The organism is Clostridioides sp. ZZV15-6598 (assembly GCF_020657705.1).
GTDB classification, from domain to species: domain Bacteria; phylum Bacillota; class Clostridia; order Peptostreptococcales; family Peptostreptococcaceae; genus Clostridioides; species Clostridioides difficile_F.
On the sequence record NZ_JAGWCS010000106.1, the window covers coordinates 1 to 13,731 of the forward strand.

A 13,731-nucleotide genomic window follows, 5' to 3' on the forward strand; every position below is an offset into this window, starting at 1 on the left:
TATTATTTATATATAACATTGTTGATACAATAGTTGATTTAATTAATATAAAAGCAAATCAACTTTAAAAACTTTAAGTGGATTTGCTTTTAATATATTTTTTTGTTAAATTAATTTGCTATTGATAGCTTCATTGGAGTAAAACGTATACCATTAACAATCTGTTCAACATTAGTATCTTTAAATCCTAATTTATGGTAAACTTCAACAGCATAAGGTGATGAATTGACGGTTACCTCAGTTAAATCATCTTTGCTTTCAGTACAATACTTTACACCTATAGCCATTAATTTTTTTGCCACCCCACGTTTGTGATAATTTTTATCTACAAATAACATACATATATGATTTAGGTCTCTGATAGCTAGAACCCCAATTAACTTTTCACAATCAAAACAGCCCCAAAAGAAAATAGACTTTTCTTTGACTTTTTCAATAATAGAGTTATATTCTATAAATTCATGGAATGACTTAATTCCCTCAGTACAATAATCTGGAGACTCAAATTCTTCAAATACATTCCAAATTAAATTTAATGCATTTCTAATATCATGTTCTTTTAATTCTCTTATTGAGTACTTTTCATACATTATAAACAACACCTCTATTATTAAAAATTTTTCTTATAATTATATACCTTAAATATATTTATTTCAATATAAATTATTTTATTAAATTTGAATTTAAAGATGCTTAATAAAATAATCTATATACAATATAGTTAGAATATAAAAATTTATTTAATTTTACATACACTTTAATAATAAAAATAAATTTTAAATAATTTAACATAAAATGAAAATATATATGACATATAAGTGTCATATATATAATGGTACAATAAAAATATACTATATATGAAAACTATTTTGTAAATAAAAAAGGAGAGACAATATGCAGATTATAGATATAAATTTAAACAATATTGACAATGAACATATATGTTGTGCAATTACTGAAAAAAAGGGAGAAAACTGTGTTTCTTCTAAAAAATCTTGGATGAAAAGTAATCTTGATAAAGGTCTTGTATTTAAAAGGTTGGATGAAAGAGGTAAAGTTTTTATAGAATATATTCCAGCAGAAAATGCATGGTGTCCTATTACTGCAAATAATTATATGTATATTAATTGTTTTTGGGTATCTGGAAAATTTAAAGGACAAGGATATTCTAATTTATTACTACAAAAATGTATTGATGATGCAAAATTAAAAGGAAAATATGGGCTAGTTGTACTTTCATCTGAAAAAAAATTACCTTTTTTATCTGATTCTAAATATCTAAGATATAAAGGATTTTATCTGGCAGATACATCAGAACCAAGTTATGAGTTATTGTATTTTCCATTTACTGATAATGCGCCTATTCCACGCTTTAAAGATTGTGTAAAACAAAGCAAACCAAATGAGAATGGTATAGTTTTATATTACAGTAATCAGTGTCCACATACTGCAAAGTATGCTCCTATTTTGAAAAAAATTGCGAATGATAGAGGTATTGAAGTAAATCTTATAAAATTTGAAACAGCAAAAGAAGCACAAAATGCTCCTGCGCCATTTACTACATATAGTCTTTTTTTCAATGGAGAATTTATAACTAATGAGATACTTTCTGAGAAAAAAATCGAAAAATTTTTAGATAGTAAAGGTTTTTAAAACTCAATTAAAATAAGATATAAATATTGTAATTTTAAATTGTGATATTTTATGATTTAATGTATTTTAGATGTTTACTAAATTGATATATGATAATATAAAATAGTATCAGGAGGTGATGAATATGAAAAGACTCTTTAAACAGATTAAAATATATATAAACGATAATAGAAAGACTATTGTTGTATCTGATTAAGAGTTCTTTGATAACAATGATAGTCTTTCTCTTAAAAAGGAGAAAAAATGATATTAAAAACAAAAAGATTAACTTTAATTCCACTATCACTTCGTCAACTTGAACTTTGGACTTCCAACAATGCAGAATTAGAAAAGGAATTGGATTGCATTTATTGTGCAGAACCAATGATTGGTTTTTTTTATGATATTGTAAAAGAACAATTAAATATTGCTAAAAAAGATGAAAAAAATATATTGTTTTATACATTTTGGTTTATTATGTTAAATGAAAACCGTACAATTATAGGATTAGCCGATTTTAAAAATGTACCAAATTCTTATGGTGAAATTGAGATTGGTTATGGATTAGGTGAGGATTATAAAAAACAAGGATATATGACAGAAGCTGTTAAAAAGATATGTAGCTGGGGATTAAGTCAACCAAATGTTTCTTCTGTGATAGCTGAAACTGATGATTACAATACCGATTCACAAAATGTTTTATTAAGATGTGGTTTTAAGTTATATCGTAACTCAGATACAAAATGGTGGAAATTAACAATTTAGAAAATATTTCCAAAAATTTATAAATAATATTGACAAACTACTAAAAATAAATTATTATATAAAACAATAAGAAAATAAATTGAAATCCTATGAAAAAGAAAGTAGCATAAAAGGATTTGATAGAGAGCTAGGGATGGTGGAAGCCTAGTAATGAATTTTATTGTGAATAGAGCTTTGGAGGAAGTTACCAGAATTAGTAGTATGGTAATTGGTGAGTCTCGCCTTAAGAGATTAGAGTGGGTAAGATTATCTTATCAATTAGAGTGGTAACGCGGGTGTATATTCGTCTCTTGGTCTTTGACCAAGAGGCTTTTTTAATTTTAAATATACATTTGCAAATACTTTTTAATTTATAAGAATTATTATAATTATAATTTTACCAATAAGAGTGGTACCGCGGAAATTCGCCTCTTAGCATTATCAATGCTAAGGGGCTTTTTATTGTAAGTTAGATAGTTTTAAATTTATATATTATCAAATGATTATTAAATAATAATATTAATCTAAAAAAATAATTCGAAATATTCTTAAAATAATTATAAAACGGAGGGAATAAAATGAGTAAAATAAAAGCTGGAATTATTGGAGCAACTGGATATGTTGGTGTAGAATTACTAAGATTATTAATAAATCACGAAGAAGTAGAAGTTACAGCTATAGGTTCAAATTCATATATTGGCAAAAATATCGTTGATATATACCCAAGCATAGGTTATGAAAACAGTATGATGTGTATAGAGAACGAAAAAGTCATTGATATGTGTGATATTGTATTTACGGCTCTTCCACATGGGGTAAGTGAAAAATTTGCAATAAAAGCAATTGAAGCCAAAAAGAAAGTCATAGATTTAGGTGCAGATTTCAGAATAAAAGATGAAGAAATATATAGTAAATGGTATGGAGTATCTTTTATAGATAAAATTTTACACAAAAAAGCTGTATATGGATTAAGTGAGATATATCAAGAAGATATAAAAAATGCAGATATAGTTGCAAATCCAGGATGTTATCCTACTAGTATTTCTTTACCATTGATGCCATTATTAAGTTCTAAACTAATAAAAAATAATAATCTAATAATTGACTCTAAATCGGGTCTTACAGGAGCTGGTAGAGAGTTATCGACAAGTAGTCATTTTACAGAAGTTAATGAGAATATAACTGCATATAAAATAGGAAAACATAGACATACTCCAGAAATAGAACAAAATCTAAGTGAAGCGTATAAAGAAAATGTAGATGTAGTTTTTACACCAAATCTAATTCCAGTAAATAGAGGGATATTATCAACTATATATTGCACAAAAGAAGAAGATGTATCCATAGATGATATACATAAAAAATTAACTGATTATTATGAATATAAAGATTTTGTAGAAATACTACCATTAGATAAGATAACATCTTTAAAAAATGTTATATATTCAAATAAATGTGTAATATCAGTACATGAAAATAAAGATACATTAATAATCTGTTCAACTATAGACAATATGATTAAAGGAGCAGCAGGGCAAGCCATACAAAATATGAATATAATGTTTGGAATCGAGGAGACTACAGGATTAAAGCATATTGCACCATCATTTTAAGAATAGAAAAATACTAAACTCATATAAGTAGGAGGATAAAAATGGAGATTATAAAAGGTGGAGTTACAGTTCCAGAAGGGTTTGTTGCTTCAGGAATTCACTGTGGCTTGAGAAAAAATAAAGAAAAGAGGGACTTAGCTTTAGTTTATTCAGATATTTTATGTGATGCAGCAGCAGTAGTTACTCAAAATAAAGTTAAAGGAAATCCAGTTTATGTAACACAGGAGCATATTAAAAATGGAAAAGCACAAGCGATTATAGTGAATAGTGCTAATGCTAACACCTTTAATGGAAAAGAAGGTCTTATAAATGCATATAAAATGGCTAAATTTACTAGTGAAAAATTAAATATCAAAGAAGAGGATGTTTTGGTTGCTTCTACTGGTGTTATAGGAAAACCATTAAATATAGATTTAATAGAAAAAAATATGGATGAGTTAGTGAGTAATCTCAGTAAACAAGGTCATATTGGAGCAAGAGAAGCGATTATGACAACTGACATTATAAAGAAAGAAATAGCAGTAGCAATAATGTATGGAGATAAAAAAATAACTATTGGAGGTATGGCAAAAGGTTCAGGAATGATACATCCTAATATGGCAACAACATTGGGATTTATAACGACAGATGCAAATATCGATAGCGTTCTCTTAAAAGAAGCTCTAAAGAGCGCAGTTGATAAAAGTTTCAATAGAGTTAGTGTAGATGGAGATACAAGTACTAATGATATGGTAATGATTTTGGCAAATGGAAAAGCGAAAAATGAGAGAATGGATGAAAAAGATGAGCATTATCAAGTATTTTTAAGTGCACTTACATATGTTTGTATAGAACTTGCTAAACTTGTTGCTAAAGATGGAGAAGGATGTACAAAATTAATTGAATGTTATATAAATGGAGCACTAAGCGAAGAACATGCAGTAAAATTAGCCAAAACAGTTATATCTTCTTCCTTGGTAAAGACAGCTGTATTTGGAGCTGATGCAAATTGGGGAAGAATATTGTGTGCTCTAGGTTATGCGGGTGAAGAAATAGATATGGAAAAAGTCGATATTATTTTTGAAAGTATGAAAGGATACATAGAAGTATGTAAGCAGGGAAATGGGTTAGATTTTAATGAAGAAAAAGCGAAAAAAATTCTTGAAGATGATGAAATAAGTATATTAGTAGATTTGAACATGGGAAATGCTAGAGGAAATGCATGGGGATGTGATTTAAGTTATGATTATGTAAGAATAAATGGAAGTTATAGAAATTAGGAGGAAACACTTAATGATTGATATAGAAAAAGCAAATACACTTATAGAAGCTTTACCATATATAGAGAAGCATCAAGGCAAAACTATTGTAGTTAAGTATGGTGGAAGTGCAATGAAAAAAGATGGTTTAAAAGAATCTGTTATGGAAGACCTTGTGCTTATGAGTTATGTTGGAATCAATATAGTTTTAGTACATGGTGGAGGAGCAGAAATCAATAAAATGCTCGCTAAAGTAGATATAGAAAGTAAATTTGTAAATGGGCTTAGATATACAGATGAAGAAACTATGGAAATTGTAAAAATGGTTTTAGCTGGGAAGGTAAATAAAGATTTGGTAAATAAGATACATACAAAAGGTGGAAGAGCAGTAGGGCTTTGTGGGATAGACAATAATATGATTTTATGTGACCCATATAAAAATTATGAACTAGGATTTGTTGGAGAAATAAAGAAAGTAAATGTTGAACTTATAGAATCTTGTTTAAAATCAGGATATATTTCAGTAATTGCAACTATTGGAGTTGGAGATGATGGAGAGACTTATAATATAAATGGAGATACAGCAGCATCAGCTATAGCTAAAGAATTAAATGCAGATAAGTTGATACTTCTTACTGATGTGCCAGGTCTTTTAAGAGATCCAGATGAAGAAAAGTCATTGATAACAGAAGTTATACTAGATGATGTTGATAAGTTATTTGATGAAGGCATAATTACTGGTGGCATGATACCTAAAATACATGGATGTGTAGACGCTTTGAATAATGGGGTAAATAGAGTCCATATTTTAGATGGAAGAGTTCCTCATTCTATAATAACAGAGTTATTTACTGATAGTGGAATAGGCACATTAATAAGAAAAGATAATGAATAAGAGGATAAGTTAAATATAAAAAAGATTATAAACTTAAGTGAGGATGATAAAAATGAAGATAAATAACAATAGTATAGTTTCAAAATGGGAGGAATATTTCATAAATACATATAGCCAACCTGATTTTATTATAGACTATGGCGAAGGTAGTTGCTTTTTTGATACTAAAGGCAATAAATATATAGATTTTACAAGCGGATACGGAGTATCCTCTCTTGGATATAGTAATAATAATCTAAAAACTGCTTTAAAGGAGCAAGTGGACAAATTATTACATACGTCAAACTTATATTTCAATGGTCCAGTATTGTCTATAGGAGAAAAAATAATTAATACAAGTGGATTAGATAAAGTATATTTTTGCAACTCTGGAACAGAAGCAAATGAAACTGCTTTTAAAATAGCAAGAAAGTACAGTAGTGATAAATATGGTGAGGGAAGAGGGACAATCATAAGTTTAAAGGATTCTTTTCATGGTAGAACAATGATGTCTTTGATGGCAACTGGTATGGATAAGTACCATAAATATTTTTATCCACTTCCCGAAGGATTTAAATATGTAGAAAAAAACGATATTGAAGATTTTAAAAATAATATTGATTCAACTGTTTGTGCAGTAATTCTTGAAGCAGTTCAAGGCGAAGGTGGAGTTAATGTTCTTGAAAAAGATTATATTTTAGAACTTGTAAAAATATGTAAAGAAAAAGACATAGCAGTAATTTTTGATGAAGTTCAATGTGGTATAGCAAGAACAGGTAAACTTTTTGGATATGAATATTTTGATGTAAAACCAGATATTGTTACAATTGCAAAAGGTTTAGGCGCAGGAATACCAATAGGAGGAGTATTAGTAAATGAAAAATTTTCAAAAGTTTTAGGTAAAGGAGATCAAGGTACAACATTTGGAGGTAATTTATTAGCTATGGTGGCAGCTTCTGTTGTGTTAGATGAAATATCTAAAGAAGGATTTTATGAAGATGTGTTAGAAAAAGGGGATTATATAAGAAAATCTATTGAAAATTTTAATAGTACAATCGTAGTAAAGACAAAAGGTATAGGCTTGATGATAGGAATCGAAACTACTATTGAATCTAGCGTTATAGAAGAAAAAGCTAGAAAAAAAGGATTACTTATTTTGACTGCTGGAAAGAATGTACTTAGATTTTTACCACCTTTAACAATTAGTTATAATGAGATAAATGAAGCTCTTGAAATTTTAAAAGATATACTACTAGAAGTTAATTAAGTTCTCAAAAGATATATTATTAGGATAAGAATGAAGGTATATAAAAATATATGAAACTAAAGATTGAGTAGCATTTAAATAAATTTACAAAAAGGGGAAAATCAATATGAATAATATAAGTTTAAAAGGAAAGAGTTTTTTAACATTAAAGGATTTTACAAAAGAGGAAATTAGATATTTATTAACTTTATCTAGTTATTTAAAAACTAAGAAGAAGGTTGGTATAAAAGGGGATTTATTGCAAGGTAAAAACATAGCATTATTGTTTGAAAAGACATCAACAAGAACTAGATGTTCGTTTGAGGTAGCTGCTCATGATGAAGGTGCTCATGTAACTTATCTAGGTCCTAATGATTGTCATATGGGTAAAAAAGAATCTGTATCTGATACAGCAAAAGTTTTAGGAAGATTTTATGATGGTATAGAATTTAGAGGATTTAAGCAGGAAACAGTTGAAAGTCTAGCAAAATACTCTGGAGTACCTGTTTGGAATGGTCTTACAGATGAATATCATCCAACTCAAATACTTGCAGATTTTCTAACAGTAATTGAAAATGTAGATAAAGATTTAAATAAAGTTAAATTTGTGTATGTTGGGGATGCTAGAAATAATATGGGTAACTCATTGATGATAGGATGTGCTAAAATGGGAATTCATTTTGTAGCACTTGCTCCTAAAGAACTTTGGCCAAATGAAAAGTTAGTTGAAGGTATGAAAGAAATAGCTAAAAAGTCTAAAGGAGATATATTGTTAACTGAAAATATTGATGATGTAAAAGGTGCTGATGTTATATATACAGATGTGTGGGTTTCTATGGGAGAAGAAGAACAGTATGAAGCTAGAATAAATCAACTTAAGGATTATCAAGTGAATATGGATATGATAAAGAAAACTGAAAATGAAAATGTTATATTTTTACATTGTCTCCCAGCTTTTCATGATTTAGAAACTAAAGTCGGTCAAGAAATTTATGAGAAGTTTGGATTATCAGAATTAGAGGTTACTGATGAGGTATTTAATTCCAAGTATTCAAAAGTATTTGAGGAGGCAGAAAATAGAATGCATACTATAAAGGCTGTTATGGTTTCTACTATGACTGATGTAAATATGAATAATAATTTAATATAAATACTTTTGAATCTAGGTTTATGTTTTGATAAAAGTCATAAATATTCTAAATATATTATTAAAAATCCTCATTATATGTTAAAATAACTTATGTATCAACAAATTAAGAGGGAGGATTTGAGATATGAAAAAAATCATATTACTTTTAACAACTTTTTTATTAGCAATATCTTTGACAGCATGTTCAAGTGCAAAACCAGAAGATACAATCAATAATTTTTTTAGTAGTGCAAAGAAATTTGACTTTGAAGGTATGAACAAAGTTATGGAAAATAATGATGAAAAATATAAGGATATACTAAAAGAATTAGAAACAGAAGACCCAAGTACACAGTATGTTTTAGATTATCTAAAAAATAATGCATCTAAAATAACATACACAATAAAAGATAGTGAGATTAAAGATAATAATGCAAAAATTCAAGTAGAGTGTAAGTTTGTAGATTCAACACCATTACTTAAAGAAATAGTGGCTGAAGCATTTACAAAGATGCTTGGCATGAGTTTTTCAGGTCAAGATTTAACAGATGAGAAAACAACTGAAATGTTAGTGTCAATTATGAAAGAAAAGCAAAAAAGTGTTGAAGAAACTTTTGTAACAAAAACTGTAGAATTTGAATGTACTAAGAAAGATAATAAATGGATAATAAGTTCAGCTAATGATGCGCTGGCTGATGTATTATTATCTAATCTTGTTACAGCAGGAGAAGAATTTTCTAACTCTATGAGTTAAATTGAATATTAAATTAGAACTATAAGAAAAAATGAATAGATAATATTTATAAGGGATATCAGTTTTGGTATCCTTTATATTTTTTAAAGTAAATTAGATAAAAATCAATAGAAATGTTAAAAAATAAGTTGAATATTTATTGCCATTACTAGAAAGATATCGACAGTATAGTGTATATGATTTAAAATGAGATAATTATAAATTGAATAAAATGTATGATTATAAGTAAGGTATATAGCTAATGGAAATGATGGATTTGATATTCTTGATGAGGCATCTTTATATATAAATAGAATTAGAAGGTAGCAATTAGAGTTAGTTGCTACCTTCTTCATGTTTATTTTCATTTTTTTAATACATCAGAATAGAGAATATTATCATAAAATTATTTTAGATTAAGATTATCTAGTATTTTTAAAAATATTTTTACTGCAATATCTAAATCATCCACAGTAACATTTTCATTAGGATTATGACTTATGCCTTCAGTACATCTTATAAATACCATACCTATATCAGTTATATTATCCATTTCTTGAGCATCATGACCAGCACCACTATAAATATAAAATGGGTTGAGATTTAAATCCACAAAACTTTTTTCTATAACTTTTGTTATTTTATCAGAACATGGTACAGGAACATTTTCAAAAGAAAGTTCACTTGTATAATTAAGTTTTCTATTTTTACATATACTAGTTATTTCATCAAATATTTTTATTACTGAAGTATCAAGAATTTCTTGTGAACACGAGCGGACGTCAAGTGTAAATTCGACCCTGTCAGGAACTACGTTTGATGATGATGGATAGAAATTCATCTTTCCAACTGTAGCAACTAAATCAGGAGTTATCTTAGCTATATTTTCAACTGCTAATACACATTCACAAGCACAACATCCAGCATCAAATCGCATATCCATTGGTAGTGTTCCAGCATGACCAGATTTACCATTTACTGATATTTTAAAACTTTTAAATCCTGTAATACTTGAAACAATTCCAGCAGAAAGGGAGTTATTTTCTAATACAGGTCCTTGTTCGATATGGAATTCTAAATAAGCATCAATATCTTTTCTAGGGTGTAAGTTTATTAAATTTTTGGTATCAAATCCAAATTTTGTTACAGCTTCTTCAAGTGTAATTCCATTTTCATCAACAGATTTGAGTAGTTCTTTTTTAAAAGTACCAGCAAAAACTTTACTTCCCATCAAAGATGTTTCAAATCTTGTTCCTTCTTCTTCAGCAAATGCAACCAATTTAATATTAAATGGATAAGATTTATTATTACTTATAGCTTCTTCAAGTCCAATTAGAGGAACAATTATTCCTAGCATTCCATCAAATATACCTCCACATTTTACACTATCTTGATGAGATGCAACTACTAACGTAGGAGCATTTAAGAAAGGAGATTTATATGTACCTATAACATTTCCAATATCATCAATTTCAACATTAAGATTTAAACCTTTCATCCAAGAACTTATCAATTCAATTGATTTTTTATGCTCATCAGTTAATATAAGTCTTGTAAGACCTGTTGTTGTTGAACTTATTTTTCCTAATGTTTGTAAATAATCCATACATCTTTGTCCTAACATATGTACCCTCCTAAAAATATAATTTTTATTATGCGACTACTAATTTTGATGATTATAACCTGTAAATTCAATTTTTCTATATAAAATGGCAAAATAGCTGCATTTAAATAAAAAAATAGAGTTTATTATTACATTACCATCTATTTGCCACCAAAATCTTTTTCGATAGCAAATTATCGTACAAGATTCTCTAAAATATCTATTGTTTCACTTTCTATTTTATTTGTAACATATGAATATGTATACATAGTAGTTGATAATTGGCTATGCCCTAATCTTTGTTGTATATATTTTATATTATTTCCATTTTCCAACCTTAATTTTTTGCTTTTTCTGCTTTAATTTTTATACTTTTTTTTTCTTACCATCTACTATACCTGCATCAAAATATTAATACCATTTCTTACTCCACATTTCATAAAAAGTTCTCCTCTCAAAATTAAATAATGTGGTTAAAGTAAAATGCTTCAACTATATTATAACAATTATATATATTATAAAGAATAAGATTATAAGAAAATAATTTATTCCAATGTTATTTAATGTCATTAATTGAGTAGAAATAGTTTGTACTTTTGACAACGTATAATACATATATATAATAGTTTATAGCGGTGATGATAAAGTATCAACAGACATTTTAGGACTATATTACAAGAGAGCAAAAGAAAGTTGGCCAGTTACAGATATAAAAGACTATAAGCCACACCAAACACAAAATATGTATGTAGTTGGTGAGTACCTTGCAATAAAATGAAAGAAATGAGTAAGACTACAGGAAAAAAGTTTACTCAGATATATAACAATGATGTATTGTTAACAATGGATAAGGTTAGAGAATTTGTAAAAGTAAAATTATAAAAGTAGTTAGATAAGAAATCTTGTTTTTTAAGTAGCCATTTTTAGGGAAAGGGAAACTTTTTTTAAAATATAATGTAATTATAAAGATAAAATAATGCTTTTATAAATTTTAAAACATAAAATATAAATTTTTTCTAATAATATATTTACCAAAATAATGCAACATATCTTATATTATAGCTATATAAATCATATAAATCAATACTTAGACAAACAAATAGAGGCGTTTTAAAAAATAACAGGTTTATAATACAAAACTATTTTAAGCTCCCTTTCCCTAAAATAGGAGATTTTTATTATTATTTAATAATGATTATTAATATTTAAGCTAATATTCAAGAATTATTTAAAAATATTTAAGTTTTAAAGCCTAGTTTATAATAACATTATAAAAAGAAAAGTCTTATATTCTGTAATAATCAAAACTTTAGGCTTTGATTAAAATAGTTTTGGATAGGGTGGTCTAATGTATAACTTACTGGCTGTAGACAATAATGTTGATATTATCAAATTTATTTTTCGAATAGAGCTTTTAATTTATATTCATATTAAACTGCTAAAGATGTAATTATAATAGTAAAAAATATAGCTTTGGATTGTATAATTTTAGATATTTATCTTTATACAATAAATCAAAAATCAAATGAGATATAAAATAAAGTATATAGCCTAAGATAATTTATTTTAAAGTATAAAAATGTTGGATTTAGTTAGTAAGCATGTTTAAATAGTTTTATCAAATATATATATGAAAATATCTTACTAGACACATAAGAATGTCGTGTGAAATTTGAAGTGTATAGATTAAATAAAAAATATATACAAAGAATAAAGGAAATGGATTTAAAATTATTAAAGTTTCTCATAATGGTAAAGAAATACCCTTATAAAATATACTCAAGATATTTGTTAGATTCTTTATAGAAAAAATAATGATATTTAGGAGAGATTGTAATGCAAATTGATGTATTGATAATTGATGGAGACAAGAGTAATTCTCAAGAATTGAAAAATTTTTTAGAAGGAAAAGGGCTAAATGTATATTTAGCATATAATTGTAAAGAAGCTATTGGAAAGATATTTAACCAGAAATTTGATTTAATATTTTTAGAGATAATTTTAATTGATGGCGATGGATGGGATTTTTGTAAAAAAATTAGAAATGTAACTACTTGCCCAATTATTCATATGACTAACATAAGTGAAGAGCAAAGCATTTTAAATGCTTTAAATTCTGGTGGAGATGATTATTTAATAAAGCCTTTAAATTTAGAAATATTATATGCAAAAATTAAAGCTATTTTAAGAAGAGTGAATTTATATGTAAATAATAATGAAAATAACATAAAACTAGAAGAATATAATAGAACTACTGGTGTAATAAAATTAGAAAATAAAATGATAAAATTAACTCCAACAGAAAATAGGTTGTTAAATTACTTTATAGAGAATGCTGAAAAGACTTTAACTATTAAAGAGATATATGAACATGTATGGAATAATGAATATTTAGATGATAATTATAGTGTAGTAGTTGCTGTGAATGGATTGAGAAAGAAAATAGAAAAAGATTATAAAAATCCTCAAAAGATTATAACAATAAGAGAGATAGGATATTATTTTAGTAAGGTATAAGATTTTATAAGTAGAATGATAAGGAATAGATAATAAGTTAGTATATGATAAGAGTTTCTATCCTATATGATATATTTGTAAGATTAGATTTTTTTGAAGTAAAAGGACAATTAAAATCAAGACATAGTGATTTATCAGATTGTAGAAATATGTGGATAGTAGAGGATTTAGCATATCCACATATAGAAATTGACAATTAGAGGTAGCAACTAATAATAGTTGTTACCTCTAATTGTCAATTTCTATTATATAGATTTATTTTTTATATAGTTATGTATTTCTTTCTAATTAAATAATAAGATACCATTGTTATAGTAGCTACTAATATTATTGCTAATATTGTAATATCTAATCTTCTTGTGAATAAACCTATTGCTATATCTTCAAGACCTATTACATAGC

General features: G+C 26.6%; 13 protein-coding genes and 1 other annotated feature. Of the genes, 10 read left to right on the forward strand and 3 right to left on the reverse strand.

Features of this window, described 5'->3' with window-relative positions; translation table 11 throughout:
* Positions 1-110: 110 nt before the first annotated feature.
* Positions 111-590 carry a GNAT family N-acetyltransferase gene (locus KGF50_RS16200; RefSeq protein WP_227849024.1) on the reverse strand — a complete coding sequence of 160 codons (480 nt, stop codon included), beginning with the start codon at positions 588-590 and terminating at the stop codon, positions 111-113.
* 304 nt (positions 591-894) lie between these two features.
* Between KGF50_RS16200 and KGF50_RS16205 the strand changes: the two genes are divergently transcribed.
* The 8 genes from KGF50_RS16205 (at position 895) to KGF50_RS16240 (ending at position 9,230) form a co-directional block, all read left to right on the forward strand.
* Entirely contained in the window at positions 895-1,653 is a 759-nt protein-coding gene (locus tag KGF50_RS16205; RefSeq protein ID WP_227849025.1) for a GNAT family N-acetyltransferase, read from the forward strand.
* 243 nt (positions 1,654-1,896) lie between these two features.
* A complete protein-coding gene (locus KGF50_RS16210; protein WP_227849026.1) occupies positions 1,897-2,397 on the forward strand; it encodes a GNAT family N-acetyltransferase in 501 nt (166 codons plus the stop codon).
* A gap of 80 nt (positions 2,398-2,477) precedes the next feature.
* Positions 2,478-2,691 (forward strand) — a binding site (T-box leader).
* Between the two features lie 263 nt (positions 2,692-2,954).
* On the forward strand, positions 2,955-3,989 hold the full coding sequence (gene argC / locus KGF50_RS16215) for an N-acetyl-gamma-glutamyl-phosphate reductase (RefSeq protein ID WP_227849027.1): 1,035 nt from the start codon (positions 2,955-2,957) through the stop codon (positions 3,987-3,989).
* 41 nt (positions 3,990-4,030) lie between these two features.
* Positions 4,031-5,248, forward strand: a complete 1,218-nt coding sequence (argJ, locus tag KGF50_RS16220) for a bifunctional glutamate N-acetyltransferase/amino-acid acetyltransferase ArgJ (RefSeq protein ID WP_227849028.1) — start codon at positions 4,031-4,033, stop codon at positions 5,246-5,248.
* Positions 5,249-5,261: 13 nt separating this feature from the next.
* Positions 5,262-6,122, forward strand: coding sequence for an acetylglutamate kinase (gene argB / locus KGF50_RS16225; RefSeq protein WP_227849029.1), 861 nt, complete (start codon positions 5,262-5,264; stop codon positions 6,120-6,122).
* Positions 6,123-6,174: 52 nt separating this feature from the next.
* Positions 6,175-7,368, forward strand: coding sequence for an aspartate aminotransferase family protein (locus tag KGF50_RS16230; RefSeq protein ID WP_255655043.1), 1,194 nt, complete (start codon positions 6,175-6,177; stop codon positions 7,366-7,368).
* Positions 7,369-7,474: 106 nt separating this feature from the next.
* Positions 7,475-8,497, forward strand: coding sequence for an ornithine carbamoyltransferase (gene argF, locus KGF50_RS16235; protein WP_227849030.1), 1,023 nt, complete (start codon positions 7,475-7,477; stop codon positions 8,495-8,497).
* 124 nt (positions 8,498-8,621) lie between these two features.
* Positions 8,622-9,230 (forward strand): DUF4878 domain-containing protein, encoded by a 609-nt coding sequence (locus tag KGF50_RS16240; protein ID WP_227845741.1) that lies wholly within the window; start codon positions 8,622-8,624, stop codon positions 9,228-9,230.
* 385 nt (positions 9,231-9,615) lie between these two features.
* On the opposite strand, the gene KGF50_RS16245 is transcribed toward KGF50_RS16240, so the two are convergent.
* Together KGF50_RS16245 and KGF50_RS16250 are read right to left on the reverse strand one after the other, a co-directional pair.
* Entirely contained in the window at positions 9,616-10,833 is a 1,218-nt protein-coding gene (locus tag KGF50_RS16245) for a M20 family metallo-hydrolase (protein WP_227849031.1), read from the reverse strand.
* Between the two features lie 173 nt (positions 10,834-11,006).
* A complete protein-coding gene (locus tag KGF50_RS16250) occupies positions 11,007-11,147 on the reverse strand; it encodes a hypothetical protein (RefSeq protein ID WP_227849032.1) in 141 nt (46 codons plus the stop codon).
* A 1,501-nt stretch (positions 11,148-12,648) separates the two neighbouring features.
* Here KGF50_RS16250 and KGF50_RS16255 point away from each other — a divergent pair.
* Together KGF50_RS16255 and KGF50_RS16260 are read left to right on the forward strand one after the other, a co-directional pair.
* Positions 12,649-13,329, forward strand: a complete 681-nt coding sequence (locus KGF50_RS16255; protein WP_227849033.1) for a response regulator transcription factor — start codon at positions 12,649-12,651, stop codon at positions 13,327-13,329.
* 44 nt (positions 13,330-13,373) lie between these two features.
* Positions 13,374-13,529, forward strand: coding sequence for a hypothetical protein (locus KGF50_RS16260; RefSeq protein WP_227849034.1), 156 nt, complete (start codon positions 13,374-13,376; stop codon positions 13,527-13,529).
* The last annotated feature ends 202 nt before the right edge of the window (positions 13,530-13,731 follow it).